The organism is Herbaspirillum sp. WTB6, assembly GCF_057457785.1.
Map to the genome: position 1 here is coordinate 2,221,983 of NZ_CP176522.1, position 26,671 is coordinate 2,248,653.

23 protein-coding genes are annotated in these 26,671 nt (G+C 63.8%); 11 read left to right on the top strand and 12 right to left on the bottom strand.

Features of this window, described 5'->3' with window-relative positions:
- Positions 1-38: 38 nt before the first annotated feature.
- The 3 genes from ACK2VC_RS10355 to ACK2VC_RS10365 all read left to right on the top strand — a co-directional run bounded on the left by ACK2VC_RS10355 (position 39) and on the right by ACK2VC_RS10365 (position 7,524).
- Complete coding sequence (locus tag ACK2VC_RS10355; protein ID WP_486730264.1) at positions 39-2,624, top strand: bifunctional diguanylate cyclase/phosphodiesterase; 2,586 nt, start codon at positions 39-41, stop codon at positions 2,622-2,624.
- 214 nt (positions 2,625-2,838) lie between these two features.
- Positions 2,839-6,609, top strand: coding sequence for a methionine synthase (metH, locus tag ACK2VC_RS10360; RefSeq protein WP_486730265.1), 3,771 nt, complete (start codon positions 2,839-2,841; stop codon positions 6,607-6,609).
- A gap of 204 nt (positions 6,610-6,813) precedes the next feature.
- Entirely contained in the window at positions 6,814-7,524 is a 711-nt protein-coding gene (locus ACK2VC_RS10365; protein WP_486730267.1) for a GIY-YIG nuclease family protein, read from the top strand.
- Positions 7,525-7,616: 92 nt separating this feature from the next.
- On the opposite strand, the gene ACK2VC_RS10370 is transcribed toward ACK2VC_RS10365, so the two are convergent.
- The gene (locus ACK2VC_RS10370) at positions 7,617-8,174 is read right to left on the bottom strand and encodes a hypothetical protein (RefSeq protein ID WP_486730268.1); all 558 of its coding nucleotides are present in this window, start codon (positions 8,172-8,174) and stop codon (positions 7,617-7,619) included.
- Positions 8,175-8,255: 81 nt separating this feature from the next.
- Between ACK2VC_RS10370 and ACK2VC_RS10375 the strand changes: the two genes are divergently transcribed.
- Positions 8,256-8,444 carry a hypothetical protein gene (locus ACK2VC_RS10375; RefSeq protein ID WP_486730269.1) on the top strand — a complete coding sequence of 63 codons (189 nt, stop codon included), beginning with the start codon at positions 8,256-8,258 and terminating at the stop codon, positions 8,442-8,444.
- A gap of 8 nt (positions 8,445-8,452) precedes the next feature.
- Here ACK2VC_RS10375 and ACK2VC_RS10380 read toward each other — a convergent pair whose 3' ends face one another.
- On the bottom strand, positions 8,453-8,734 hold the full coding sequence (locus ACK2VC_RS10380; protein ID WP_486730270.1) for a hypothetical protein: 282 nt from the start codon (positions 8,732-8,734) through the stop codon (positions 8,453-8,455).
- A gap of 397 nt (positions 8,735-9,131) precedes the next feature.
- Here ACK2VC_RS10380 and ACK2VC_RS10385 point away from each other — a divergent pair, with 397 nt between their 5' ends.
- The 6 genes from ACK2VC_RS10385 (at position 9,132) to ACK2VC_RS10410 (ending at position 15,925) form a co-directional block, all read left to right on the top strand.
- Complete coding sequence (locus ACK2VC_RS10385) at positions 9,132-10,790, top strand: carboxylesterase/lipase family protein (protein ID WP_486730271.1); 1,659 nt, start codon at positions 9,132-9,134, stop codon at positions 10,788-10,790.
- A 718-nt stretch (positions 10,791-11,508) separates the two neighbouring features.
- Complete coding sequence (gene phnC / locus ACK2VC_RS10390) at positions 11,509-12,312, top strand: phosphonate ABC transporter ATP-binding protein (protein WP_486730272.1); 804 nt, start codon at positions 11,509-11,511, stop codon at positions 12,310-12,312.
- A 2-nt stretch (positions 12,313-12,314) separates the two neighbouring features.
- A complete protein-coding gene (phnD, locus tag ACK2VC_RS10395; protein WP_486730273.1) occupies positions 12,315-13,175 on the top strand; it encodes a phosphate/phosphite/phosphonate ABC transporter substrate-binding protein in 861 nt (286 codons plus the stop codon).
- An 11-nt stretch (positions 13,176-13,186) separates the two neighbouring features.
- A complete protein-coding gene (gene phnE, locus ACK2VC_RS10400; protein WP_486730274.1) occupies positions 13,187-13,984 on the top strand; it encodes a phosphonate ABC transporter, permease protein PhnE in 798 nt (265 codons plus the stop codon).
- 25 nt (positions 13,985-14,009) lie between these two features.
- A complete protein-coding gene (locus ACK2VC_RS10405) occupies positions 14,010-15,020 on the top strand; it encodes a phosphonate dehydrogenase (protein ID WP_486730275.1) in 1,011 nt (336 codons plus the stop codon).
- Positions 15,017-15,925, top strand: coding sequence for a LysR family transcriptional regulator (locus ACK2VC_RS10410; RefSeq protein ID WP_486730276.1), 909 nt, complete (start codon positions 15,017-15,019; stop codon positions 15,923-15,925). The genes ACK2VC_RS10405 and ACK2VC_RS10410 overlap by 4 nt, the downstream gene beginning before the upstream one ends.
- Positions 15,926-16,316: 391 nt before the next feature.
- On the opposite strand, the gene ACK2VC_RS10415 is transcribed toward ACK2VC_RS10410, so the two are convergent.
- Positions 16,317-17,012, bottom strand: a complete 696-nt coding sequence (locus ACK2VC_RS10415; RefSeq protein ID WP_486730277.1) for a DUF6064 family protein — start codon at positions 17,010-17,012, stop codon at positions 16,317-16,319.
- Entirely contained in the window at positions 17,012-17,944 is a 933-nt protein-coding gene (locus ACK2VC_RS10420; protein WP_486730278.1) for an aldo/keto reductase, read from the bottom strand. The genes ACK2VC_RS10415 and ACK2VC_RS10420 overlap by 1 nt, the downstream gene beginning before the upstream one ends.
- 254 nt (positions 17,945-18,198) lie before the next feature.
- Between ACK2VC_RS10420 and ACK2VC_RS10425 the strand changes: the two genes are divergently transcribed.
- A complete protein-coding gene (locus tag ACK2VC_RS10425; protein ID WP_486730279.1) occupies positions 18,199-18,846 on the top strand; it encodes a dihydrofolate reductase family protein in 648 nt (215 codons plus the stop codon).
- Positions 18,847-18,961: 115 nt separating this feature from the next.
- Here ACK2VC_RS10425 and ACK2VC_RS10430 read toward each other — a convergent pair whose 3' ends face one another.
- The 8 genes from ACK2VC_RS10430 to rsmB all read right to left on the bottom strand — a co-directional run bounded on the left by ACK2VC_RS10430 (position 18,962) and on the right by rsmB (position 26,466).
- Positions 18,962-19,729, bottom strand: coding sequence for a class II glutamine amidotransferase (locus tag ACK2VC_RS10430; protein WP_486733216.1), 768 nt, complete (start codon positions 19,727-19,729; stop codon positions 18,962-18,964).
- Between the two features lie 124 nt (positions 19,730-19,853).
- Positions 19,854-20,537, bottom strand: a complete 684-nt coding sequence (trmB, locus tag ACK2VC_RS10435) for a tRNA (guanine(46)-N(7))-methyltransferase TrmB (RefSeq protein ID WP_486730280.1) — start codon at positions 20,535-20,537, stop codon at positions 19,854-19,856.
- Between the two features lie 190 nt (positions 20,538-20,727).
- Positions 20,728-20,985, bottom strand: coding sequence for a BTH_I0359 family protein (locus ACK2VC_RS10440; RefSeq protein WP_486730281.1), 258 nt, complete (start codon positions 20,983-20,985; stop codon positions 20,728-20,730).
- 121 nt (positions 20,986-21,106) lie between these two features.
- On the bottom strand, positions 21,107-21,493 hold the full coding sequence (locus tag ACK2VC_RS10445) for a GTPase (protein WP_486730282.1): 387 nt from the start codon (positions 21,491-21,493) through the stop codon (positions 21,107-21,109).
- Positions 21,490-22,185, bottom strand: a complete 696-nt coding sequence (locus ACK2VC_RS10450; protein ID WP_486730283.1) for a response regulator — start codon at positions 22,183-22,185, stop codon at positions 21,490-21,492. The genes ACK2VC_RS10445 and ACK2VC_RS10450 overlap by 4 nt, the downstream gene beginning before the upstream one ends.
- 87 nt (positions 22,186-22,272) lie before the next feature.
- Positions 22,273-24,519 carry a sensor histidine kinase gene (locus ACK2VC_RS10455; RefSeq protein ID WP_486730284.1) on the bottom strand — a complete coding sequence of 749 codons (2,247 nt, stop codon included), beginning with the start codon at positions 24,517-24,519 and terminating at the stop codon, positions 22,273-22,275.
- 2 nt (positions 24,520-24,521) lie between these two features.
- Entirely contained in the window at positions 24,522-25,103 is a 582-nt protein-coding gene (locus ACK2VC_RS10460) for a DUF4390 domain-containing protein (protein WP_486730285.1), read from the bottom strand.
- Between the two features lie 67 nt (positions 25,104-25,170).
- Entirely contained in the window at positions 25,171-26,466 is a 1,296-nt protein-coding gene (gene rsmB / locus ACK2VC_RS10465) for a 16S rRNA (cytosine(967)-C(5))-methyltransferase RsmB (RefSeq protein ID WP_486730286.1), read from the bottom strand.
- Positions 26,467-26,671: the final 205 nt, after the last annotated feature.

A 26,671-nucleotide genomic window follows, 5' to 3' on the forward strand; every position in this document is an offset into this window, starting at 1 on the left:
GGCCTGCGGCCAGCCGCATTCTTATTTTGAAGAGTCGCATGAAGCAAACTGATATTACCGGCGGCAATTTTGGCGGCGAGCAATCGCTGCGGGATTTGCTCGACATCGAAAAGCTCATGATGGAGCGGCTGGCGAACCGGCTGCCGCTGGGCGACCTGCTGGATACGCTGACGCTCGAGCTCGAGAGCATGGGTGCCGGCATCGTATGCGCCATCCTGCAACTGGACAACTCCGTCGCCGGTTTTCACGTCGCCTCGGCGCCACACCTGCCGGCGCCGTTCCTTCAAGCGCTGGAGCGCGCCAACCTGCAGCGCCCGAGTTGTTCCTGCGCGGTCGCGATCCGGACCCGCGAACCGGCGATCATCACCGACATCGAGCATGACCCGCGCTGGGCTGAATTGCGCGCGGCGGCACTGGCAGCCGGTTTTCAGGCTTGCTGGGCGGTACCGATGATATCGGCCCAGCATGAGGTGTTGGGCGCGCTCGTCGTGTATCTGCGGGAGGCGCGTGCGCCGCAGGGATTCGAACTGGAAGTGGTGCAGCACGTGGCGTTCCTGGCCGGCCGCACGATCGGGCGCAAGCAACTGGACGACAGCCTGGTCGAGAACGAACAGATGTTTCGCGCCATTTTCGAGAACGAGCAGGATTCGATGGCGATCATCGACCCGCAACTGGAAACCTTCGTCACCGTCAATCCGGCGTTCGAGCGGCTGTTCGGCTACAGCCGCCAGGAAGCGACCGGCATGGCAATTACCCGGGTCAGCACGCAGCCGCGGCGGGCGCAGGCGCTGATGCAGGAACTGCTGGTCTCGGCGCAGCCGCCGGGTGTCTTGCACCGCAAGTTGAAGCGCAAGGATGGCTCGGTTTTTCTGGCCGAATGCACAACCTGCTTTGTCCCTGTGCCCGGGCGCCGGCTGGCCTGCGTCATGGCGCGCGACATCAGCGCCCAGCATCAAGCCGAGAAAGCGCTGTCGTTGGCGGCAAAAGTGTATGAAAGCATGACCGAAGGGGTGGTGATCAGCGCCTGGCCGGGCCCGATCCTGACGGTCAATGGCGCGCTGACGAGCATGACCGGCTACGGCCAGGAGGAATTGGTCGGGCGCGACGGCGGCTTTTTCTACGACGACAAGAAGCTGTGGCACCGTATCGCCTCCAAGTGCCTGCGCAGCCAAACACCAGGTGATGCCGAGGTTATGCTGCGGCGGAAAGACGGCAGCTTGTTTCCGTGCCTGCTGTCGCTGCATTTTACGCGCCAGGGGGCGAGCGATCCGGTCACTCTGGTGGCGGTATACAAGGACGTCAGTGCCTGGCGCCAGCATGAAAACCGTTTGCTGTTCCTGTCCAACCATGACGTGCTGACGCGCCTGCCGAACCGCTTTTTGTTCTACAAGCGGCTCGATCAGGCAATTGCCGCGGCGAGCCGCGAACAGCGCAGTTTCGCCGTGTTTTTCATCGATCTCGACCGCTTCAAGAACATCAACGACACCTTCGGCCATCCGACCGGCGACTTGCTGCTGCAACTGGTGGCGCACCGGCTCTACGAATGCGTGCGCAAGACCGATCTGATTGCGCGCCTGGGCGGGGACGAATTCGCGATCCTGGCCGAATCGACGGCCGACATGGAGGCTGCCACCGAGTTGGCCGAACAGGTGATGGCGGCCTTGTCGCAGCCCTTCCATATCGAAGGGCAGGAACTGTTCGTCGCCGCCAGCATCGGCATCGGGATTTTTCCGCAGGATGGCGCCAACGCCGAGGCCCTGATCAAGAGCGCGGATGTGGCGATGTACCGGGCCAAGGGCAGCGGCAAGAACAATTACCAGTTCTTTGCGGCTGGCATGGACACCGCGCCGCTGGAACACATCATGCTGGAAAACGCGCTGCGCCACGCGCTGACGCGCGGCGAGTTCCAGTTGTACTACCAGCCCAAGGTGCGCGGGTCGGGGGCGCGCATTTACGGCATGGAGGCGCTGCTGCGCTGGAATCATCCGGATCTGGGCGTCATCGGGCCGGCGCGCTTCATTCCGCTGGCCGAGGAAATGGGCCTGATCCGCATCATCGGCGGCTGGGCGCTGGAGGAAGCCTGCCGCCAGAATGCCGAGTGGCAGCGTAACGGACACACCGGGCTGGTGGTGTCGGTCAACCTCTCCAGCAGCCAGTTGCAGGGCGACATCGTGGCGACCGTGTCGGACACCCTGGCCCAGACCGGCCTCGCGGCATGCTGGCTGGAGCTGGAGCTTACCGAAAGCACGGTGATGCAGGCGCCGGAGCAAAATACCCTGGCCCTGCATGCGCTGCGCAAGATGGGGGTGCAGATTGCAATCGACGATTTCGGCACCGGCTATTCGTCGCTCAGTTACCTGAAGCGCTTTCCGATCGATACGCTGAAAATCGACCAGTCCTTCGTACGCGACATCATCGATGATCCGAACGATGCCGCCATTACCGACGCCGTGATCGCCATGGCGCGGGCGTTGAAGATGGGCGTGATCGCGGAAGGCGTGGAAACCATCGAGCAGTTGCACTTCCTGCGCGAGAACGGCTGCAATTCGTACCAGGGATTCCTGTTCAGCCGGCCGCTGCCGGCCGCCGAATTCCAGAAACTGCTGCCGCCGCTGGCGGGCTGATCCGGCGCCCGGCGGCAGCGGCAGCCGATCTCACGTATAATTTTGAAGCGCCGATTTGATGCAAAACGTCAAACCCAGCTTGCGGGCGCCAGGATCGCCACCCGTGCCGGTCCCAAACAAATACCGCTAAAGCGGAAGGCAAAGAACCCGGCCCGCTTTGGCCGGGTTTTTTTATTGCCAGCAGCCGGGTTTTTTCATCGTCCGAAAGCGCGCCATGACACCTACCTCTCCTTCCGCCACCGAAGCGCTGCTGCGCGACCTGCTATCCAAACGCATCCTGGTGCTGGACGGCGCGATGGGCACCATGATCCAGCAATACAAACTGACGGAGGAAGATTATCGCGGCGGGCCGCAAGGGCGCTTCATCGATTTCAAGGGAGCGGCCGGCGGGCGCGAGCTATTCGTGCGCGGCAACAACGAACTGCTGTCGCTGACCCAGCCGCAGATCATCAGCGAAATCCACGAGCAATACCTGGCGGCCGGCGCCGACCTGATCGAAACCAATACCTTCGGCGCCACCGGCATCGCCCAGGACGACTACCAGATGGCGCACCTGGTGTATGAAATGAACCTGGCTTCGGCGAAGCTGGCGCGCGCCGCCTGTGACAAGCATTCGACCCCGGACAGGCCGCGCTTCGTCGCCGGCGCGCTCGGGCCGACGCCGAAGACCGCCTCGATCTCGCCGGATGTGAACGACCCGGCGGCGCGCAACGTCAGCTTCATGCAACTGGTCGACGCCTATCTGGAGCAGACGCGCGCGCTGGTCGAAGGCGGGGTCGACGTGCTGCTGGTGGAAACCGTGTTCGACACACTGAACTGCAAGGCGGCGCTGTTTGCGATCGACAGCTTCTTCGAGGAATCGGGCAAGAAACTGCCGATCATGATTTCCGGCACCGTCACCGACGCTTCCGGCCGCATCCTGTCCGGGCAGACGGTGGAGGCGTTCTGGAATTCGGTGCGCCATGCGCGGCCGCTGACGATCGGCCTGAACTGCGCGCTCGGCGCGGCGCTGATGCGGCCCTACGCGGAAGAACTGTCGAAGATCGCCGACACCTTCGTCTGCATCTATCCGAACGCTGGCTTGCCGAATCCGATGAGCGACACCGGCTTCGACGAGACGCCGGACGTGACTTCGTCGCTGCTGAAGGAGTTCGCCGAGAGCGGCTTCGTCAACATCGCCGGCGGCTGCTGCGGCACCACGCCGGCGCATATCCGCGCGATCGCCGAGGTGGTGCAGAGCATCGCCCCGCGCGTGGTGCCGGAAATCCCGCGCGCGCTGCGCCTGTCCGGGCTGGAGCCGTTCACGGTCGACGACAGTTCGCTGTTCGTCAACGTCGGCGAGCGCACCAACGTCACCGGCTCGAAGGCGTTCGCGCGCCTGATCCTGGGCGAGAAATACGACGAGGCGCTGGCGGTGGCGCGCCAGCAGGTCGAAAACGGCGCGCAGATGATCGACATCAACATGGACGAAGGCATGCTCGACGCGGTGGCGGCGATGACGCGCTTTCTGAACCTGATCGCCGGCGAGCCGGACATCGCGCGCGTGCCGATCATGATCGACTCCAGCAAGTTCGCGGTGCTGGAAGCCGGCCTGCGCTGCATCCAGGGCAAGCCGGTGGTCAACTCGATTTCGATGAAGGAAGGCGAGGAAGAATTCCTGCGCCAGGCGAAGCTGTGCCGGCGCTACGGCGCGGCGATCATCGTCATGGCCTTCGACGAACAGGGCCAGGCCGACACTTTCCAGCGCAAGACCGAAATCAGCAAGCGCGCCTACGAGCTCCTGGTGAACGAAGTCGATTTCCCGCCGGAAGACATCATCTTCGACCCCAACATCTTTGCCATCGCCACCGGCATCGAGGAGCACAACAACTACGCGGTCGATTTCATCCAGGCCACGCGCTGGATCCGCGCCAACCTGCCGCACGCGAAAGTCTCGGGCGGCGTCTCCAACGTCTCGTTCAGCTTCCGCGGCAACGATCCGGCGCGCGAGGCGATCCAGACCGTGTTCCTGTACCACGCGATCCAGGCCGGCCTGACGATGGGGATCGTCAACGCCGGCATGATGGGCGTCTACAGTGAGCTGGCGCCGGAACTGCGCGAGCGGGTCGAAGACGTGGTGCTGAACCGGCGGCCGGACGCGACCGAACGCCTGGTCGAATTCGCCGCCACGCTGAAAGCCGGCGACAAGAAGCAGGAAGAGAGCTTGGAATGGCGCGCCGGCAGCGTGCAGCAGCGGCTGGCGCATGCGCTGGTGCACGGCATCACGCAATGGGTGGTGGAAGACACCGAGGAAGCGCGGCTGCAACTGCAGGCGGCCGGCGGCCGGCCGATCCAGGTGATCGAAGGGCCGCTGATGGATGGCATGAACATCGTCGGCGACCTGTTCGGCCAGGGCAAGATGTTCCTGCCGCAGGTGGTGAAATCGGCGCGCGTGATGAAGCAGGCGGTGGCGCACCTGATCCCGTTCATCGAGCAGGAAAAATTGCTGAACCAGGAAGCTACCGGCGTCGCCGCCAAGCCGAAGGGCAAGCTGGTGGTCGCCACGGTCAAGGGCGACGTGCACGACATCGGCAAGAACATCGTCGCCGTGGTCCTGCAATGCAACAACTTCGAAGTGGTGAACATGGGCGTGATGGTGCCGTGCTCCGAAATCCTGGCCAAGGCGAAGGAAGAGAACGCCGACATGGTCGGGCTGTCGGGACTGATCACGCCGTCGCTGGAGGAAATGGCGTACGTCGCGCGCGAGATGGAGCGCGACCCGTATTTCCGCGAACGGAAAATCCCGCTTTTGATCGGCGGCGCCACCACCAGCCGCGTGCACACCGCGGTCAAGATCGACCAGAACTACAGCGGCCCGGTGGTGTACGTGTCGGACGCCTCGCGCTCGGTCTCGGTGGCGCAGTCGCTGCTGACGCCGGAAAGCAGCGAACAGTACATCGCCGAAGTGGCCGCCGATTACGAGCGGGTGCGCGCCCAGCACGCCAACAAGAAGGCGCTGCCGATGCTATCGCTGGCCGACGCGCGCCAGAACAAGATGCAACTCGAATTCACCGGCGCGCACGCGCCGACCAAGCCGAAATTCATCGGTCGCCGCGTGTTCAAGAATCTCGACCTGGCGACCATCGCCGAATACATCGACTGGGGCCCGCTGTTCCAGACCTGGGATTTGGCCGGCAAGTTTCCGGCGATCCTGCAAGACCCGGTGGTCGGCGAAACCGCGAGCAAGGTGTTCGCCGAAGCGCAGGCGCTGCTGAAGCAGGTGATCGAAGGCCGCTGGCTGACCGCCAACGGCGTCATCATGCTGCTGCCGGCCAACAGCATCAACGACGACGACATCGAGATCTATACCGACGAGTCGCGCAGCGAAGTCCTGCTGACCTACTACGGCCTGCGCCAGCAGGGCGTGAAACCGGTGATCGACGGCGTGCAGCGGCCCAACCAGTGCCTGGCCGACTTCATCGCGCCCAAGTCATCCGGCGTGGCCGACTACATCGGCATGTTCGCGGTCACCGCCGGCCTCGGCATCGAGCCGCATGCGCAGCGCTTCCGCGCTGCCTTCGACGACTATTCGGCGATCCTGCTCGAATCGCTGGCCGACCGCCTGGCCGAAGCCTGCGCCGAATACATGCACCACCGGGTGCGCACCGACCTGTGGGGCTACGTGCCGGACGAATCCTTGAACAACGAGGAAATGATCGGGGAAGCCTATCGCGGCATCCGCCCGGCGCCCGGCTATCCGGCCTGCCCGGAGCACACGGTAAAGGGCGACATGTTCCGCCTGATGGACTGCGCCGAGATCGGCATGCGGGTCACCGAAGCGATGGCGATGTTCCCCGGCGCCTCGGTCTCCGGCTTCTACTTCAGCCACCCGCAATCCAAGTATTTCGCGGTCGGCAAGATCGGCATGGACCAGGTCGAGGACATGGCGGCGCGGCGCGGCGTGGCGCGCGAAGAGGTGGAGCGCTGGCTGGCGCCGAATTTGTAGGCGAGGGTGGCGCCACCGTGAGGTCCATTGATATACTGGCATAAGTCACGACAATTTCCGCAGATAAATAGGGAGATATTTTCATATACTCTATATTTATCGTAGGCGATTTGGCACGCCAGGTTAGGCAGAGGCCTCGCCAGGATAGGCAGAAATTTTTTTTTACCCTGTCTGAAGTTGGGCGTCACAGGCGAGTTCCATCTCATGGTCACAATCAAAAACTACTGGCGAGTGGCTCCTTCCGCTCTTCCTGCAAACTTTTCGCCATTCGAGAACGAATGGTTGCCTGCCCCGACTGAACTGCTGCGTCGCATTCAACCCGGCGAAGGTGTCGCTTTCGCATCCTGGGATGAAGTGGATTTGGTGGGCAATGTCAGCGCACTTGGCGTATGCCTAGACAAAAGCGACGAAGGCGCAAGGATGGATTGGCGCGAAGTACAGACGATTCTGAAGCCCTTGCCTGCCGGTCGCGCACACTGGCGGAGCAAGCCCTTCTTCGGATTCGCAGACTCTGTCACACAGCGCTACGGCTTGGCCGATTTATTTGCAGAGCGGTTTGTCGACCTCGATCAACTAGCGTTCTCGAGCAGAAAGCCGATGACTGGCATCGCGCGTCGCCTGCCGACGATTGCAACACCAGGATTCGTGTATCTGCTTCGCTCAGAGTACGGATTCAAGATTGGCAAGACCGTAAGCATGCAGTCGCGAACAAGATTGTTTGAAGTGAAGTTACCCTTCCGGTTTTCGGTCGAGCACTTCGCACACTTCGATAACTACACAGAAGCCGAAAGGTCTCTTCACGATCACTTTCGTTCCCAAAGACTCGAAGGCGAGTGGTTCGATCTGAAGCCGTCCGACATCGAGTACATCAAATCGCTAGGACGACCCGGTAGACCCGAAGAAATGCGGGTATAGGTATGGCATCAGTGACGCCCAACCCTTCCATCGAGAGGACGCTTTCCGGCCTACGGCCTCCAAGCCCCTCTCATATCAAACGTTAGGCCTCGTCAGTGCCGTCCGATCCACTCAACATCCAGATCGACCTTTCCGCCCTGCAGGCCACGTTCTTCCATCGTCTGCAGCATCAGCTTGACATGACAAAGGTGCTGCAGGTTGGATGCGAACGCGTTACCGCCGAGCAGATAGCCGAGCAGAGAGAGTTTGGCGCTTTCGTTCCTGCACACGGCGCCCAGCTCAAACACGATGACGCCAAGGCGGAAGCCCAGGACTGGCTGCTGCGGGGATTCCTTCGTGATGCGATCGAAGCAGCCGGACATTTTCTCGATCAGTGCCTCCAGGTCTGCGAGCTCTTCCCACTGGCGGCAAAGGGGTCCGCGAAAGCTGCCGAGCTTCACCGCATCTTCCACGACCTGCCCCGCACTAACCACAAGCTGCACTTTCCGAAGAAGCTCGAGAAGCTTGAGCGGCAGTTCGGCATAGCTACGCGCTTCAACGCAAACGTCTTGAGTTTGAACAAGGCCCGTACTTGTGTCGTGCACAGGCTCGGCGTCGTGTCGGCACTTGATGTCGATGACACGGGAGTTCTGAAAATCACCTTCCAGCATGCCAAGTTCGTTGCTCGGGGCCAAGAGACTGGACAAGAACTTGTCATTGATCGCCCTGGCATAGTGACCACGGAAGACTCAATGTTGGAACTGCACTTCGTCGACAACGAGCGACAGTTCGAGATTGGCGAACTGGTTCGTTTACAGGCCAGCGAGTTGTACGACACGATCATCACTCTTTGGCGCTTCGGCCTTTCTGCCGCGCAGGCACTGGAGGCATATGGTCAATCGTTCGGAATTCAGTTTCCCCCGCCGCCAAGCGGGGCCTAACCGTTCGCTCACGCGTCGGTCGCATCGGTCTTGTTGCGCTTGACGTAAGCCCGGATGTAGGCAGCCGGCAGAATCTTGACGTCGATGCCCAGGCTGTTGAGCCAGCGCGCCCAGTGATGAGCGGAACCGCAGCCTTCCATGATGACCTGCGAGACGTCGCGATTGACGAACCAGCGCTCGAATTGGGTACGTGTCAATCGATGCTGTTCGGTAACGCGCCAGTTTGCATCGGCAACGGCAAGTTGAAACACGGATTTGGCCAGGTCAACGGCCACGGTAGTAGACTTCATGGCGGACTCCTTTCGTTGAAAACTGATCCCCGTCCCCACGTTGACCAGTGCGCCTACTTTGACGCAAAAAGACGGGGGGAGTCCATCCCATCATTCGAGGGGCCGAGGACATAGCGGCGCGGCGTGGCGCGTGAAGAGGTCGAGCGCTGGCTGGCGCCGAATCTGTAGCGCGGTCGCCTGCGGGGCCGTGGAAGGTGCATCCGAGAGCGGCTTCCGGACTCCCGGAGGGAGGCGACGAAAATATCGTCGGACCGTATCCCGTTGCTTGTTTTCTTGTTTACAATTTTGCGCGCCGCCCTGGGCTGTCCAGAGGGCTTCCGGTCCGCGCTGAATTGGCACCAGTCGGTTCCAGAGGACGCGCGGCAAGAAGGTTTTGCGACAACCGATTGGGGACAAGATGAAAAAACACGGCTGGATCAAAAGAATGGCGGGTGGCTGCCTGGCGGCATGCCTGGTTTTCGGCGCCATCGGCGCGCCGGCGCAGCAGGCGCTGGCGGCCGACAAGCTGCCGATCGTCGACACCGACAAGGGCAAGGTGCAAGGGGTGATCCGCAACGGTGTGCTGGAATTCCGCGGCATTCCCTACGGCGCCGCGCCGGCCGGCGACAGCCGCTGGACCTTGCCGCAGCCGGCGCAGCCATGGGACGGCGTGTTGCCGGCGGTCAGCTTCAAGGGGGCCTGCGCCCAGGCGGCGCGTTACAACCTGACCGAGGCCAGCGACAACGAGGATTGCCTGCACCTGAACATCTCCCGCCCTTATCGGACTGGCGTGTCGCTGGCGAAGCAAAAGCGGCCGGTGCTGGTGTGGATCCACGGCGGCTCCTTCGTCGGCGGCTCGGGCTCGCTGTACCGGCTCGATCGTCTGGCGAAACTGGCCGACGCGGTGGTCGTTTCGATCAATTACCGGCTCGGTGTGTTCGGCTTCATGCCGCATCCCGGCTTCGAAGCCGATCATAACGGCGGCTATGCGCTGGAAGACCAGCGCCTGGCGATGCGCTGGGTCAAGAACAATATCGCGGCCTTCGGCGGCGACCCGGACAACATCACGCTGGCCGGTGAATCGGCCGGCGGCGCCTCGGCCTGCATGCACCTGATGACGCCCGAGCACACCCAGGGGCTGTTCCACAAGGCCATCATCCAGAGCGCCGCCTGCTCTTTCGGCCTGCGCGAGGTCAAGGCGTGGAGCGAGTTCGGCAGCAAGGTGGCGCAGGAGGTCGGCTGCACCGATCCGGCCAAGGCGGTGGCCTGCATGCGCGGCAAGGGCGTGCAGGAGCTGATCGCCGCCGGCGACAAGGTGGCGGGCTCCGACCTGATGGCCTTCGCGCCGGTTTACGGCAACCAGACCCTGCCGCGCCAAGGGCTGGATTCGCTGCAGGCGGGCCAGTTCGCCCGCGTGCCGGTGCTGTACGGCGGCACGCGCGACGAGCTGCGCTTGTGGGTCGGCTACGCGGTCCAGGCCGGGCAAAAGATCACCGCCGACAACTATGGCGACAACATCCGCGCCGTCTACGGCGACCACGCCGCCGCCGTGCAGGCGCGCTATCCGGTCGGCCAATATTCGTCGGCGCCGGCCGCGCTCGGCTCGCTCACCTCCGACTTCCGTCCCGACAACGGCATCAACCATTGCCAGTTCCTGGACACCGCCAAGCTGCTGTCGCGCCATGTGCCGGTCTACCAGGTCGACTTCGCCGACCGCGACGCGCCGACGCTGGGCGTGTCGATCCCGGCCACGCCCGAACCCGGCTTCGAGCTGGGCGCGGTGCATGCGGCCGAGCTGAATTATTTCTTCCCTAATTTCTCGAACACTTCGAGGATCGACGCGCCCGACCTGAAGCCGGCGTCGCAGAAACTGGCCGACCAGATGGTGGCGACCTGGGCCAGCTTCATCCGCACCGGGGTGCCGAAGGCCGCCGGCGTGCCGGCCTGGGAAACCTTCGGCAAGCGCGGCGCGACGATGCGTTTCGAGCCGGGCAAGAACGCCCTGTTCGACGCCGCCCGGGAATACCAGTGCAGCTTCTGGCGGGGACTCTATCCGCAGTCTTTCGCCAGCAAGTGATCGGGCAGTCCTGATCCTCCGGCTGCCGGCGCCGGCCGGCGGCCGCCACCTTGACCCGCTCCCATATGATCGTCGCCCGCGCCGGTGTTTCCTCCACCGGCTTCCCGATCCTGATCCTCGGCCTGCGGTAGGCGCTGCCGCCGCTGGCCACCGACGTCTACCTGCCAGCCTTTCCTCTGCTGGCGCAATCCTTCGGTGTCGGTGAGGGTAGCATCCAGGTCACCCTGTCGCTGCTGATGGTGATCATGTGTGCTGGAACTCCGTTCGTCCAGTGGCAGCGCAAAAGCGCATCGAAAGCTACCTACACGGCCTGCCCGGATCAGGCTGCGCGGCGGTTGCAACAAGCCATCGCGACAAAATCTTGATTCGCGAATACCACATCAATACTGCCCTCACGCGCTCGTCAAAGTCGCGATTATTCTCAACTCTCGCCCGCAGCAGGCGGCCAGGAGCCGTCTGTCGACTATTCCGTGAAAAGGCCCGCTTCAGGACTGCGGACTGAGAGCGGACATACAGCCATGTGAGCGTGAGGCGGGCTGCGGAGCCGGCGCTCAAAGCGGCTTCGACATGGCAAGCGCACTGCCGTGGCTCGTGAAAGTCACGCCGCTGTCACACAACCGTCACGGCGAGGTAGCAACGGCGCACTAACATGGCTTCGTAATTCGTTTTCGTAATCACCAGTGCACTTTGATTGCGGACCGAAATAAACGGAGAAGCCATGATTCAACTAAACGACGTATCGGTGCGGTTCGGCAGCTTCCAGGCACTGCATCCAACCTCACTCTCGTTTCGGGAAGGCCAATTCACGGTCTTGCTGGGCGCGTCCGGAGCCGGCAAGTCGACCTTGCTGCGCTGCCTGAACCTGATGAACCAGCCGCATGGCGGCAGCATCGCCGTCAGCGGACTGGGCAGCCTGCACAACAAACAGGCACTGCAAGCCCATCGTCGCCGTACCGGCATGATCTTCCAGCAGCATCAACTGATCGCCCGTCTATCGGCGCTTCAAAACGTGCTGATGGGACGCCTCGGCTATCACTCGATCTGGCGCAGCCTCCTGCCTTTGCCGAAGGAAGAGCAGGCGATCGGCTTGCACAGCCTTGAACGGGTCGGCTTGCTGCACAAGGCGCTGTCCCGTGTCGACCAGTTGAGTGGCGGCCAGCAACAACGTGTCGGTATCGCCCGCGCATTGACGCAGCAACCGCGACTGATTCTCGCCGACGAGCCGGTCGCGAGCCTTGACCCGGCAACCGCCGACAAGGTGGTGGCCATGCTCCATCAGATTTGCAAGGAAGACGGCATTTCCGCCGTGGTCAGCCTGCACCAGGTGGAGCTGGCCAAGCGCTACGCCGACCGCATCATCGGGCTGGCGCACGGCAAGCTGGTATTTGACGCCGCGCCCGAAGAACTGACTGCGGAGCAGGCGGAAGCGCTGTACGCGCAGCGGCCAGCGATCGCCGAGCCGCAGCCGTCTTCATCCCACCCCTCGCTATTTCCACTCAATCTCGCAACCGTAGAGGAATGAACATGAAAAAACTATTGGCAATATTCGGCCTGGCGACACTGACCCTGCTGGGGAATGCCGCGCATGCCGCTCCCGATCCCGATCCGGCGACGCTCAAGGTTGCGCTGTTGCCCGATGAAAATGCGTCGACGGTGATCAAGAATAACCAGCCGCTGAAACTGCTGCTCGAAAAGGAACTCGGCAAGAAGGTCGAGCTGGTGGTCACCACCGATTATTCCTCGATGATCGAAGCCATGCGCCATGGCCGTCTCGACCTGGCTTACTTCGGCCCGCTATCCTACGTATTGGCGAAACAGAAGAGCGAGATCGAGCCGTTCGCGGCGATCAAGCAAAAAGGAACCACGACGTACCAAGCGGTGCTGATCGCCAATGCCGCTGCCGGCATCAACAAGATCGGCGACATCGCCAACAAGAATGTGGCCTACGGCGACAAGGCGTCGACCTCCAGCCACCTGATCCCCAAGGCGCTGCTTGCCGAGAGCGGCCTGAATGCCGGCCAGGATTACCGTGAGCACTTCGTGGGCGCGCATGATGCAGTTGCGATGGCAGTGCAAAACGGTCATGCGCAGGCCGGCGGATTGAGCAAACCGATCTTTGAATCGCTGGTACAGCGCGGCATGGTCGACGGCAGCAAGGTGAAGGTGCTCGCCGAGTCCAAGCCGTTCCCGCAATACCCCTGGACCCTGCGTTCCAACCTCAAGCCTGAACTGAAAGAAAAAATCCGGGCCGTCTTCCTCAATATCACCGATCCGGCAGTGCTGAAATCATTCAAGGCCGATGGCTTCGGTCCGATTTCGGACAAGGACTACGACGTCGTGCGCGATCTCGGCGGCCTGCTGAAACTTGACCTGTCGAAGTTTTAAAACAGATTGCCATGCAAGCTGATTACAAACTGGTATTGCTGCAGCAGCGGCAAGCGTGGAACCGCTCGCTACGCACTCTCGCCGTGGTGCTGGCCGTCGTGGCCGTATGCTGGTACTACGTCGGGCTGTTCGATGCGCAGCGCCTGGGCGAGGGGGTGCCCAGCCTGTTCAGCCTGGTCGGTGAAATGTTTCCGCCCAATTTTGCCGCAGCCGGCAGCTGGGTCAAACCGCTGCTCGACACGCTGGCGATGAGCGTTGCCGGCACCGCCATCGCCGTGCTGCTTTCGCTGCCGCTGGCCATTCTTGCGGCGCGTAATACCAGTCCGCATCCGGTCCTGTACCAGTTATCGCGCGGCCTGTTGAATGCCTTGCGCTCGATCCCCGAGCTGATCATGGGCATCGTGTTCGTCGCGGCGGTCGGATTCGGCGCGCTGCCTGGCGTGCTGGCGCTTGCGCTGCATTCGATCGGCATGGTCGCCAAGTTCTTCGCGGAGGCGATCGAACATGCCGACCAGGCGCCGGTGGAGGCGGCGCGCGCCGCCGGATGCAGTCCGCTGCAAGTGATCTTTCACGGGATTCTGCCGCAGGTATTGCCGCAGATGGCCGATACCGCGATCTACCGCTGGGAATACAACTTTCGTGCATCGACCGTGATGGGCATGGTGGGCGCCGGCGGCATCGGTTTCGAACTGATGGGTTCGTTGCGCATCATGCAGTACCAGGACGTATCGGCCATCCTGCTCGTCATTCTTTTCATGGTGACGCTGGTGGATGCATTCAGTTCCTTCCTGCGGCGCAAATTCAAATAACACCTTGAACCACACTGAACACGCCATGAAGCCCAAAGTCGTACTCACCCACTGGGTGCACCCGGAAATCATCGAAATGCTGCAAGCGGTCGCGGAGGTGATCCCCAACACCACGCGCGACACCCTGCCAAGGGAGGAAGTACTGGCGCGCGCGAAAGACGCCGATGCTCTGATGGTGTTCATGCCGGACAGTATCGACTCCAGCTTTCTCGACGCCTGCCCCAAGCTGAAGATCGTCGGTGCGGCACTCAAGGGCTACGACAACTTCGATGTCGACGCCTGCACGCAGCGCGGCGTGTGGTTCAGCATCGTGCCCGATTTGCTGACGATACCGACCGCCGAACTGACGATCGGACTGCTCCTTGGCCTGACGCGCCACTTGCCCGAGGGCGACCGCCGGATCCGCAGCGGCGCATTCCGCGGTTGGCGACCGGAGCTGTACGGCACGGGACTGACCGGCCGTACCCTGGGGATCATCGGCATGGGCGCGGTGGGCCGTGCCATCGCCAAGCGCCTGTCGGGCTTCGACATGAAACTGCTCTACTGTGACGAGGTTGCGCTCGCCGCGGAGCAGGAGCAGGCGTGGGGAGCGCGGCGCGTCAGCCTGGACGAGCTGCTGCAGCAGAGCGATTTTGTGGTGCCGATGTTGCCGATGACGCCGCAAACCCTGCATCTGCTCAATGCCGCCAGGATCAACCGGATGAAGCGCGGCAGCCATCTGATCAACGCCTGCCGCGGCTCGGTAGTGGACGAGCAGGCGGTGGTCGACGCATTGCGGCGCGGGCACTTGGCCGGCTATGCCGCCGACGTGTTCGAAATGGAAGAATGGCAGCGCAGCGACCGGCCCGCCAGCATTCCGCAAGCCTTGCTGGACAACCCGGCACAGACTTTCTTCACCCCGCATCTCGGTTCGGCGGTAAGGGAAGTCCGGATCGAAATCGAGCGCGAGGCGGCGCGCAACATCATCCAGGCGCTTCGCGGCCAACGGCCAAGCGGTGCGATCAATCGTCCGGCATCCGGGATGGGTGTTGCGTGATCGATCTGGAGCGGGTCGCGACGTTCCTAGCAGTGGCGCAATACGGCGGATTCCGCGAGGCCGCCAAGCATACCGGCATGTCGCAATCGGCGGTCACCCAGCATGTCAAACGTCTGGAGCAATCGCTCAATGCGCCCTTGATCAACCGCAGCAATGCCGGCAGTACGCTGACTCCGCAAGGGCGGAGCTTTCTGCCCTACGCGGAATGCCTGCTCGCCATTTGCAGCCGCGCCCGCGCCGCATTCGAAAAAAATTCGATTGTCGTCGGGGCAAGTTCGAACACCGGGATCTACCTGTTGCAGCCGCACCTGAAAGCCTACAAGGAAGCCGCGCGACACGCGGTGGATGTGAGTATCGGCGACAACAACCGCATCGCAGGGAAGCTGAAAAGCTTCGAAATTGACGTTGCCGTGATGGAATGGTGGGACCATTCGCCGGGTTTCGTGGCCGAGGTTTGGCGCAGTGAAGAGCTGGTCCTCATCGTACCGCCCGGGCATCCATGGGCTGGGCGGCACAGCATACCGCGCCATTGGATCAAAGGCCAAAGCATGCTGGGCGGCGAAAGCGGTACCGGCACTGGCCGCCTGTTGCGGCAGTATCTCGGAGAGGATGTTTCCAGCATGGCCGCCTCCATGCAGCTCGGCAGCACGGAAGCTGTCAAACATGCGGTGCATGCCGGGCTCGGGATCTCTCTTGTCATGGCGGCCACGGTGGAACGGGAACTGCGCACTGGCTGGTTGCATGCGGTGTGTATCGAAGGCGAACCGCCGCGCAAGGAAATCTACCTGGTCCGGCGGGAAAGCGAAGCGCAGGATGGGCCGGCGCTTCAGTTTACGGAGTTCTTGCGCGGGCGCGCCTGGAGCGCAGCAGCTTCCTATGCCGAAGGATGCGCCCTGCAAAACTGACTCAACGTCAACCAACGTCCAAGGGCGCAAAGCGTTGGATCGCCCTCCCATTTCCCGGCGCACCTAAACTCACCTAATCCGCCGCCCCGTTTGCATGACTCCGGCGCGCTTTCACCACGATCCACCAGCCCGACCATCGGCGCGGGGTTGCGCGAGACCGTGGCACACCCATCGCGAGCTATCACACGCGGAAGACGGACAGTCACGGCAGAATCACTAATGCGTGCCGATTAGCGAGGCCAGCCAATCCTCCCATATCCGCCGCTGGCCGCTGTGCCGGCTCGGGTACACCACCGAACTTGGGACGTCGCAATGTCGCTAGCCCGCTTCTCGCGCAGCAGCAGACACTCACAAGATTCGGCCGAGCGGCGGCAACGAACCGGATTCGGCCCTAACCAGTTTTGGCCAAGTCAGTCGGTCGCGGCATCAGCGCCTTCCGAACGGCCAGCAACACCGCCAGCAATGCAACGACCGGCATCACCCCGGCATCTGGAGAGCCCATCGTCCAAAGCGTGGCTCCGCTGATCAGGCACCAAACGACTGGAATGATCATCAGAAGCCACCGGGGCTGGCGCCCCGTGAGCAGCAGGGTGCCGAGTGTGGCGGCCACGGTCGGGTCCGGCGCCATCCCGAAAATCTGCGCCTGCAGCCACGGCCGGCCCAGCATCGGGCCGATCAGAGGTTGAACGACCAGCGCGAAGAGGAATAGGGCGATACCGGTGACAGTGATCGGGCTGCGCGCCGGCATGTCCGCCGGTTCGGCACGCACGATCCCGGCCCAGAGCAGAAGCAGAGCCTCGACCGCGAAGCCGATCGCGAAATAGCGCGCGGTCCAATTGATGGTGGCATAGCGTTCGGCAAGAAATGCCCAGGCGACCCACAGCCAGCAGGCGGCGAGGATCGCCGCCACGACCTTTCCACGCCAGGCCACATGCCTGAACAGGCATGCCAGGATGACGACACCGAGCGCGAGAGCGACGAGCTGGGCCGGCCAGACGTCGCGGTTGTACAGCTCGAACAGCCGATAGTAGGTGCGCGCCGAAAATAGCAGGAAATTCGACAGCCGGTAAGTCCACCATTCGGACATCAGAGCCGCTCGATGTGGGCGATCATGCGCCGGCGCAGCGCCTCATCCGGCAGGCGGCCGAGCGCGGCGCCCATGTTCTCGCGCAGGTGGGCGACGCTGGACGTGGCCGGAATCGCGCAGGTGATGGCCGGGTGCGAGACGATGAACTTGAGCAGGAATTGCGCCCAGTTGGCGCACTCGATTTCTGCCGCCCACGGCGGCAGCGGCTGGCGCGCCACGGCCCTGATCAGCGCGCCCTGGCGAAACGGCCGGTTGGCGATGACGGCGATGCCGCGCTCGCGCGCCAGCGGCAGGATGCGGGCTTCCACTTCGCGGTCGAGGATGTTGTAGGTGATCTGCACGAAGTCGATCGGCTGGCTGCGCATGACCCGTTCGATTTCGTCGTGGCGGCGGCCTTCCGAGGTGGTGATGCCGACATAGCGCAGGCGGCCGGCGGCCTTCATCGCAAACAGCGTCGGCAGGTGCTCCTCCCAGGCCAGCAGGTTGTGGACCTGCAGCAGGTCGAAGCGCGGGATGCCCCAGTCGCGGCGCGAGGTTTCGATCTGGCTCGGGCCGCGCGCGCCGGAGGCGATCCAGACCTTGTCGGCGGCGAAGACTTGCGGCGGCATGCCGAGCTGCTGCAGGCCGGCGCCGATGACTTGCTGCGCCGAGCCGTACATCGGCGACGAGTCGATCAGGCGGCCCTGCAGGTCGAAGAAGGCCCGCATGACTTCGGCGCAGGCGGCGCGCGCGACCGGGTCGTTGCCGACGTTGAAGGTGATCCAGCTTCCCAGCCCGATCACCGGCAGGACTTCGCCGCTTGACGGAATCGGCCGGGTCAGGATGGCGCGCGGCGCCGCCGCCCTGGCGAGCGGGGCCAGCAGGATGCCGGCTCCCAGCGCTGCAACAGACTGGAGCAGCCGGCGGCGGTTCGGGTGAGGGGCTTGATGCATGACAAACACTCCCGCTGCATTCGGCAGGCGCGATGAATCGCACGTTGCCCATTTTAGCGGCATTGTCGGCGTACTTGCTCGCGTGGCATGCCTGCGGATATGGCATCGGCTCCGGCACCCACAGGCATCTTCGGTCCTCGGCTATGATGCTTGTTACGAATGCCAGATCGGGCTCGGCGAAGCTTGGGACGAGGGAGCCGGGCCACCCTTCAAAGATCCTGCCGTGCGAGCAGTGGGAATGCGGGAGATCGGATATGTCGAAACTGCGCTTCAAGATCTCGATGTCGCTGGACGGCTTCGTGGCCGGCCCCAGCCAGAGTGTCGCCAATCCGCTCGGCATCGGCGGCACTCGCCTGCACGAGTGGGCCTTCCGGCTGGCCGCGTTTCGGACGCTGCTCGGCATGGAGGGCGGCGAAGTCAACGCCAGCACCGCGGTGGTCGAGGAATCCTGGGTCAACATCGGCGCCACGGTGATGGGGCGTAACATGTTCGGCGGGCACCCCGGGCCGTGGGGTGCCGAGCATCCGTGGACTGGCTGGTGGGGTGCGAATCCGCCGTTCCATCACCCGGTGTTCGTGTTGACGCATCACGCGCGCGCGCCGCTGGTGCTGGAAGGCGGGACCAGCTTCACCTTCGTCACCGAAGGCATCGAGAAGGCGCTGGAACTGGCGCGTCGCGCCGCCGCCGGCAAGGACGTTTCCTTGGCTGGCGGGGCCCAGGCAGCCCAGCAGTATCTGGCCGCCGGCCTGGTGGACGAGATGGAGATCAATCTGGTGCCGACGCTGCTCGGCAGCGGCGAGCGGCTGTTCGATGGCGTCGGCGACGACCTGCATGGCCTGGAACTGGTGCGTACCGTCGCCACGCCGAGCGTGACGCACCTGAAGTTCGCACGGCGCCGGTAGCGCAGGCGAAGCCGCTCGGGTTTGCGCCGCTGCGGAGTATGTCTTGTTTTCCGTTTATTTATAGGCGGAAATACGATTCGATATTTGGAGTATGTAAAGCCCTATTGGCTGGCGTTCACGGCGCAAGCGGCTCGCCGTCGACGAACACCTTCAGTTCGCCGGCGCCGAAGCGCTGCCAGGTTTCATTCGCGGTCAGCGGTTCGGTGACGATGATGGCGACGCGGTCGTTGGGCGTCGTGACTTGCGAGAAATCGACGCTCAAGTCTTCGTCCGCCAGCCGCGCCTCGGCAAACGGATACTGGCGCACCAGGTAGTGCAGGTCGGTCGAGCAGTGCGCGAACAGGGCCGAGCCGTCCGATAGCATCAGGTTGAAGGTGCCGTGTGCGGCGATTTCCGCGCACAGTTCGCGCAGCGCGGCGGTCAGCGCCGGGCGCGCCGGCGGGTCGTCGCCGAAGCGGCGCCGCAATTCCTGCAGCAGATAGCAAAACGCATGCTCGCTGTCGGTGTTGCCGACCGGGCGATACGGCCCGTCCAGGGTCGGCGCGAAATCCTTCAGGTCGCCGTTGTGCGCAAACACCCAGTAGCGGCCCCACAGTTCGCGCACGAACGGGTGGCAGTTTTCCAGCGCCACCCGGCCCTGGGTCGCCTTGCGGATATGCGCGATCACGTTCTTCGACTTGATCGGCGAGCGCTTGATCAGCTCCGCCACCGGCGACGCCAGCGCCGACTGGTAATCGACGAAATGGCGCACGCCGGCGCCCTCGAAAAAGGCGATGCCCCAGCCGTCGTTGTGGCGGCCGACGCTGCTGCGCGTGGCAAAGCCGGTGAAGCTGAACACGATGTCGGTCGGGACATTGCAGTTCATTCCGAGGAGCTGGCACATGTTTTTGAAAATCGAGAGGTTGGTCGCGGTGTTGGCCAGCACCAATATTACGTCATAAAAGATCGCTTCGGCACCGCCGAATCGGGAGGCCGGCGAGCTGGCAGGCGCTCGCGCGCAGGCGGGCTCAGGCGCCCTCAGGCCTCACAAGCTGCACCCGGCAGCGCCACAGGCCGTGGCCGGAATCCAGGTACTTGCGCTCGAACGGCGTGATCGGATCGGCGGTGGCGTAGGCTTCGGCCGTCACGTCGATGCCGGTCAACTGACGCAGGGCGGCCGCGCATTCCTCGATGTAGACGCGCCAGTTGCTGCGGCATTCGAAATAGCCGCCCAGCGCGACCAGCGTCGGGAACACCGGGTGCCCGTGCCAGCGGCGGGCGAGCTGGCCGATCTTCGGCCACGGATTCGGGTACAGCACATAATGCCGTGCCGGCCGCACGCCGGCTTCCAGCAGCAGGCGCCAGTAGTCGACCAGGTCGGCGCGCAGGCGCAGGCAATTTTCCGGCAGGCTGCCGGCCCAACGCGTATTGCGCGCTAGCCGGTCGGCCGACTGATCGATGCCGATCACGAAATGATCGGGAAACTGCGTCGCCAGGTACAGGCTGGAGAGGCCGACGCCGCAGCCGGCGTCCAGTACCAGCGGCGGCGCGCCGGCCGCACGCCAGGCGCGCATGCTGTGGTCGAAGGCCAGCCGGTTGTGCGCCGCGATCGGGCGCCGGAACGGCTGCGCCAGGTGGCGCGCCAGCAGTTGCGGCAAGCGCTGGTGGACGCCGGTCTGGGCGCTGAAAATCGGACGGGACGGGGTGTGCATGAGACGGTGGCGGCGGGCTTGGACCGATGGACGAGGCGCCTGAATTTAGCACGCCGCGGCACCGTCGGCCAAAAAAAACAGCCGCTGGCGCGGCTGCTGTCGATCGGGAAATACGGTCTGCGGCAATGGTCAGTCATGCCAAAATTTCATGCCTTGCCCCGCCTGCGGGTTGTGCCGATTTTTCGTCCAGTCAGTGCAGGGTCAGCGACTGGCTCATCAAGGCATCGTACCGGCCGAGAAAAGTATCGATCTCCTCGACGCTGGGGGTGCCGGCAATCAATTCCTCGACGCCGGCGCGAAACGATTTGGCCAGATCGCCACCAATGAAGATTTCGCGCCGGGACGGCTTGTCGACAATTTCAAAGGCGCCGAAACGCAGGGCTTCGCGCTCGCTATCGCTGCCGAATTCGACCACGCTGTACTGGTCGCTGTTGTAGATCAGGTTCATGTGCGCTCCTAAAATTGCAGAATGACATTGCATTCGCCTTGCTCCCAAGATGGCGTCCGAACCCGCATTTTCAAGTCCGCCCCCGTCCGCAGCAGAGCACTTCGGCACGGCAACGCAGCAGCTATGAATTGGAGTCGATCCGCAGTTCCGGGTTCAATTGCAGCAAGTCGCAGTAGGGAGGCTGGCACAGGAAATCACGGATTTGCGGCAGATGGTCGCTGCTGGCCAGGCCGATATACAGGTGCGCCGGCGGCCGCCGCAGGATGCGGTTCAGGCTCACGCGCAGGGTCAGGTTGCCGACGCAACAGGGGCAGCCGGCGGCGATGCGGATGATCTGCAAGTGCGGGCCGGCGGCCAGCGCCGGTTTGGCGCGGCCGTCGGCCAGGCCTTCCAACAGCGCCACCACCGGCAGTGGCGGCTCGGCAGTCTGGGCCGCGCCGATGGCTGCCGCAATCGCCGCTTCGCGCGCCGCCGCCGAACCGCCGCCGACCAGCGTGACGAGTGTCATCCGCCTTTCTTGCCCAGCCGGCCCGGTTCTACTCCGAGCTGCTTTAGCTTGCGGTACAGGTGGGTACGTTCCAGGCCGGTTTTTTCGGCGACCCGCGTCATGCTGCCGTTTTCGCGCACCAGGTGATACTCGAAATAGGCGCGCTCGAAGTTGTCGCGCGCTTCGCGCAACGGCAGCTCGAACGAGCCGGAGAGCCGCTGATCGACCATCGCCGGCGTACTTTCGGCAACCCGCACCAGGAGCGGCGCCGCCGCGGCACTAATGACGCTGGCCATGCTGGCGGCTGGTTGCGGGCGCGCCGCCGGCGCCATGGCCGGAATCGGTTCCTGCTGGTGCGCCAGGCCTTGCTGCACCGCCTTCAGCAATTTTTGCAACGCGATCGGTTTTTCCAGGAAATTCAAGGCGCCGATGCGGGTTGCCTCGACCGCGGTGTCGATGGTGGCATGGCCCGACATCATGATCACCGGCATCGTCAACAAACCGTCATGCTGCCATTCCTTCAGCAGTGTGACGCCATCGGTGTCCGGCATCCAGATATCCAGCAGCACCAGGTCCGGTACCGCTGCCTGGCGGGCCGCTCGTGCCTGCTGCGCATTTTCCGCGGTTGCCACCACGTGCCCCTCGTCGCCCAGGATTTCCGAGAGCAGTTCGCGGATGCCCATTTCATCGTCCACTACCAGGATATTCGCCATGCGCGTACCTTCCTTATTTCCATTCGATCCTTTTCAAGCTTGCGAGAGGTTGCTGCCCATCATGGTTGATGTCGATTTGCCAATTGGTTAGGCGGCTAACTTTAACAGCAAAATCGCCACTCTTGCCCCTTTCCCGTCTGTGCGATTCTGGAGGTCGATGCGACCGCCGTGTTCTTCGATAATTTTTTTCACCATCGCCAGGCCGAGGCCGGTGCCGCGCGGCTTGGAGGTGACGTAGGGTTCGAACGCGCGCGCCAGAATCTTGGGCGCGAAGCCGGGGCCGTTGTCGGTGATCGACAGCCGTACCGCGCTGTGGCGGGCGCCATCCGCGCCCTGATACAGGACTTCCTCGGTCAGCACATCGATTTGCGCCGACCCCGGCCCGTGGCGCTCGCTCACCGCATCCTGTGCGTTCTGCAGCAGATTATGGATCACCTGCCGCAACTGGGTCGCGTCGCCCATGACCTTCGGCAGGCCGGGCGCAAGCTGCGGCCGGATCACGCCGCGTTCGACGTCGTCCAGGTACAGGTTCAGGATCTCGCCGATCAGCGCATTCAGGTCCAGCGCGGCCGGTACCGCCGGCGGCGTTTTCGCATAATCGCGGAAATCATCCACCATCCGCTTCATCGCCGCCACCTGGTTGACGATGGTGGCGGTCCCCTTGTTCAGCATGGCGGCATCGGCGCCGTCCAGCTTGTTTTCCAGTTTCATCTGCAGCCGTTCGGCAGAGAGCTGGATCGGCGTCAGCGGATTCTTGATTTCATGCGCCAGGCGCCGCGCCACTTCGCCCCAGGCGATTGAACGCTGGGCCGAGATGACGTCGGAGATGTCGTCGAACACCACCAGGTAGCCCAGCCCGTTTTCGATCGGCAGCCGGGTGCCGCGCGCCAGCAGCGCCAGGTCGTCGCCCTCGCTGCGGACGATCTCGATCTGTTTTTGCCAGTGCAATTGGGCGCCGTCGCCGGCCGTGGCCGACTGCGCGCTCTGTTCGGAAAAGGCGCTGGTGACCACTTCGGAAAAGCCGCGCAGGCCGTCGATCGCGGCCAGCGGCGCGCCGATGTGGCTGGCAACGTCCTGCTGCAGGATGCGCTCGACCGACTGGTTGGAAGTCAGCAGCCGGAATTCGCCGTCCAGCACCATGACCCCGGCCGACATGTTGGCCAGCACGGATTCCAGGTAGGCTTTGGCGTTTTCCAGCGCCAGCCGGTTTTTTTCGACCGCGGCGCGGGCGTCATGCAGTTGCCGGGTCATGGTGTTGAACGATTGCGTCAGCGTGCCGAGCTCGTCGTTGCTGCTGCTGATCGGGCGCGGCGACAGATTGCCTTCGGCCACCGCCTTGGTGCCTTCGGCCAGCAGCAGCAGCGGCTTGGCGAGTTCGGTGGCGATCAGGAAGGCGCTGGCGATGGCGCCAAAAATCGCCAGCAGCAGGGTCAGGGTCAGCGTCACCAGATAGATCTTGCGCAGGCCGGAGCGCGCCACCGAGCGCTGCTGGTACTCGCTGTAGGCCTGCCGCAGCGCCTCCGCGTTGACCGCGAGCGGGGTTGGCACCGGCTGCATCAATTGCAGGAAACGGGCTTCGCTGCGCAGCGCCAGCGCATTGCTGGAACTCGGAATCATCACGACCACCCGCAGGCGCAAGCTGGTTGCCGCGTCCGGCGTGCCGGCGGCATCGGTTACCGGTGCGGCGTCGGCGCTGCCTTCGATCGCGGCAAAGCCGCGCGTCGTCTGCGCCTGGCGCAGCATCGCCGCGCTCGGCAATTCCGGCACCAGTGCCGCCAACTGGCCACCCGCCATCGCGATCACCTGGCCGCTGCCGCTGACGATGGTGGCTTCCTGTGTCTGGTCGCGCAGCCCGGAGAGTTGCCGCACCTGCGCATTGTCCGGCAGGTCGGCCAGTTCGCGCGCCATCGCGCGCGCGCGTTCGCCGAGATCGTGCAGCGAAGAGTCGAGCGCGGTGCGCCCCAGGTTGAGGCCGGATTCCAGCGCCGCCTCGACCCGCACGTCGAACCAGGATTCGATCGAGCGCGAGACGAACTGCACCGACACCAGGTAGATCACCAGGCCCGGCAGGATGCCGACCAGGGCGAACATCAGCACCAGCCGCGCCATCAGGCGCGAGCCGAACTTGCGGCGCCGGTAGCGCTGGTAAAGCCGCGTCAGCAGCAGCACCACCAGCGCCAGCAGCGCCACCGCGACCAGCGCATTCAACCCCAGCAGCCACGGGTAGTGCTGGTCGAAGAAGGCGGAATTCTCGGAGGCCGAAGCCAGCAGGAACAACAGGATGCCGAGGATGGCTCCGCCCACCACCAGCACGTAGCGCAAGGCCCGCGTCACCGCTATTCCGCCCTGAAGTTGAAGGATTTCCAGTCGGACGAGAGCCGCCAGTCACTATTGTTCAGCGCATTGATCTGGAACGGCTTCGGCAATTGCGCCACGTCCAGCCCCATGCGCAGCGCGACGCGGTAGGTTTCGCCCGCCTTCAGCACATTTTTTTCTGCCACCAGCCAGCGAGTCGGGCGCCGGATCAGCGCCAGCGCATCCTCCAGCGTATTGAAGCTTTGCTGCAACTGGCCGGCGGCACCGGCGTGATAGCGGCGCGTCAGCACGTTGTACGAGATGCGCACGGTCTGCGTGGCGCGGATGGTTTTTTCATCGAACCAGTACCAGCGCGGTCGCGTGATTTCGACATCGGTGGTGAAATACAGCGGCACCCCGCGGCTCAGCGCGTCTTCCAGCCCATGGTTCAGGTCGAAGGAAAAAATGGCCGCCAGCTTGTAGCCGTCGTCGCTGTTTTCCAGCCGGGCTTCAAGCAGGTCGATCTGCTCGGCGGCGCGCGCGCTGGCCGGCGCCTGCAGCATGCCGGCCAGCAGCAGCCCGAATAGCCACGGCAGCGAAAAAGAAAGGAGCCGCCGCCTCACGCGCGTCCGGCTGCGGACCGATCTCCGCGCAATAGGCTGGTGCCAGGGGTTGAAAAAAATACTTGCATCAGGATTTTTGAAACAGCGCATAAAACAGGCCGTCATGTTCGGTCGTTGCGCTGGCCGTCGGCAGCAATTGGCCGGGCGCTGCCAGGCGGCGAGCCTGGTGCCGCACGGCGAACGCCGCGGCCTGCGCCTCGGATTCCTGCGGCCACAGCGAGCAGGTTACAAACAGCAATTTACCATCCGGCGCCAGCATGCGCCAAAGATTGTCGAGAATGCGCGCCGCCTGCGCCGCCAATTGCGCGGTATCGCTCTTGCGCCGCAGCCAGCGGATGTCCGGATGGCGGCGCACGATGCCGGAAGCGGTGCACGGCACGTCGGCCAGGATGCGCTCGAACGGTACGCCGTCCCACCAGTCGTCCTGCGCCGCATCTCCTTGTTTCAGCGTGGCCGTCAAATCGAGGCGGTGCAGGTTGTCGTCGATCTTCGCCAGCCGCGCGGCGTCGTTGTCGAGCGCCAGCAAGTTGACCTGTGCGCATTCCAGCAGGTGGCCGCTCTTGCCGCCGGGCGCGGCGCAGGCATCCAGCACGCGCATGCCATCCCGCAGATCGAGCAGCGGCGCCGCCAACTGCGCCGCCGCATCCTGCACCGATGCCAGGCCGCGCTCGAAACCCGGAATTTGCGCCACCGGCAGCGGCCGCTGCAGGCGCACCGCGTCCGGTCCGATCTGGCTGGCGGCCAGTCCGTGCGCCGCCAGCAGTTGCAGGTAATCGGCGACGCTGCCATGCCGGCGGTTGACACGCAGCGTCAGCGGCGCGGCAATGTTGCCGATCTCCAGAATCCGCTGCCAGTCGTGGGGCCAGGCCGAGCGTGCCGCATCGATCCACCATTGCGGATAGTTCCAGCGCGCCAGCGGCGTCTGGCGCGCCTGTTGCAGCAGGGTTTCCCGCTCGCGCAGGAAGCGCCGCAGCACGGCATTCACCATGCCCTTGGCGCGCGCGCCGACCGGATCGGCCGCGGCGGCGGCGACGCTCTGATCGACCACGGTAAATGCCTCGTACGGCGGCGTGTCGTCGGGCGCGCACATCAGCGCCAGCGCGCAGCACAACAGGCTGTGCAGCGGCGCCGGCGGCGCGCGCTCGGTCAGCCGGGCGACTAGGGTCTGCGTCAACCCCAGTTGGCGCATGCTGCGATAAGCGATGTCCTGGATTGCGCCGCGCGCCGCCGGCGCGCCAGGGCGCGCAAATACGGTGGTGAGCGCCTGCGGCAATGCCGTGCCGGCGCGTACCAGCGTCACCGCCTGGGCCGCGCCGGCCAGGCTGAAAGCCAGTGAATCAGGCTTCAGTGCGATGCCGGGCATGTCAGCCTGTGCCCGGGAGACGGGTCAAGTCGGGGGGAATTGGAGCGGGCGGGCAGGGACATGAAATGGATGGCAGCCGTGGGGTGAGGGAAAAGCCTGATTGTAGCGGCGCCCGGTGAGCGATGAGCCAGATATTCCTGATTTTTGATGATTGTGAAGAGGTAACTTTGATAACAGTTTGCAATATTTGACAATACAGCACGTT

Excerpts from the sequence above, each read along its gene's own strand:
- trmB (WP_486730280.1), bottom strand. The coding sequence starts at position 20,537 with ATGCACACCCCGTCCCGTCCGATTTTCAGCGCCCAGACCGGCGTCCAC.
- phnD (WP_486730273.1), top strand. The coding sequence starts at position 12,315 with ATGAAAAAACTATTGGCAATATTCGGCCTGGCGACACTGACCCTGCTG.
- ACK2VC_RS10375 (WP_486730269.1), top strand. The coding sequence starts at position 8,256 with ATGTTGGAACTGCACTTCGTCGACAACGAGCGACAGTTCGAGATTGGC.
- ACK2VC_RS10450 (WP_486730283.1), bottom strand. The coding sequence starts at position 22,185 with ATGGCGAATATCCTGGTAGTGGACGATGAAATGGGCATCCGCGAACTG.
- ACK2VC_RS10405 (WP_486730275.1), top strand. The coding sequence starts at position 14,010 with ATGAAGCCCAAAGTCGTACTCACCCACTGGGTGCACCCGGAAATCATC.
- ACK2VC_RS10425 (WP_486730279.1), top strand. The coding sequence starts at position 18,199 with ATGTCGAAACTGCGCTTCAAGATCTCGATGTCGCTGGACGGCTTCGTG.
- metH (WP_486730265.1), top strand. The coding sequence starts at position 2,839 with ATGACACCTACCTCTCCTTCCGCCACCGAAGCGCTGCTGCGCGACCTG.
- ACK2VC_RS10445 (WP_486730282.1), bottom strand. The coding sequence starts at position 21,493 with ATGACACTCGTCACGCTGGTCGGCGGCGGTTCGGCGGCGGCGCGCGAA.
- ACK2VC_RS10355 (WP_486730264.1), top strand. The coding sequence starts at position 39 with ATGAAGCAAACTGATATTACCGGCGGCAATTTTGGCGGCGAGCAATCG.
- ACK2VC_RS10380 (WP_486730270.1), bottom strand. The coding sequence starts at position 8,734 with ATGAAGTCTACTACCGTGGCCGTTGACCTGGCCAAATCCGTGTTTCAA.
- ACK2VC_RS10420 (WP_486730278.1), bottom strand. The coding sequence starts at position 17,944 with ATGCATCAAGCCCCTCACCCGAACCGCCGCCGGCTGCTCCAGTCTGTT.
- ACK2VC_RS10440 (WP_486730281.1), bottom strand. The coding sequence starts at position 20,985 with ATGAACCTGATCTACAACAGCGACCAGTACAGCGTGGTCGAATTCGGC.
- ACK2VC_RS10415 (WP_486730277.1), bottom strand. The coding sequence starts at position 17,012 with ATGTCCGAATGGTGGACTTACCGGCTGTCGAATTTCCTGCTATTTTCG.
- rsmB (WP_486730286.1), bottom strand. The coding sequence starts at position 26,466 with ATGCCCGGCATCGCACTGAAGCCTGATTCACTGGCTTTCAGCCTGGCC.
- ACK2VC_RS10370 (WP_486730268.1), bottom strand. The coding sequence starts at position 8,174 with ATGCTGGAAGGTGATTTTCAGAACTCCCGTGTCATCGACATCAAGTGC.
- ACK2VC_RS10365 (WP_486730267.1), top strand. The coding sequence starts at position 6,814 with ATGGTCACAATCAAAAACTACTGGCGAGTGGCTCCTTCCGCTCTTCCT.
- phnC (WP_486730272.1), top strand. The coding sequence starts at position 11,509 with ATGATTCAACTAAACGACGTATCGGTGCGGTTCGGCAGCTTCCAGGCA.
- ACK2VC_RS10430 (WP_486733216.1), bottom strand. The coding sequence starts at position 19,729 with ATGTGCCAGCTCCTCGGAATGAACTGCAATGTCCCGACCGACATCGTG.
- phnE (WP_486730274.1), top strand. The coding sequence starts at position 13,187 with ATGCAAGCTGATTACAAACTGGTATTGCTGCAGCAGCGGCAAGCGTGG.
- ACK2VC_RS10385 (WP_486730271.1), top strand. The coding sequence starts at position 9,132 with ATGAAAAAACACGGCTGGATCAAAAGAATGGCGGGTGGCTGCCTGGCG.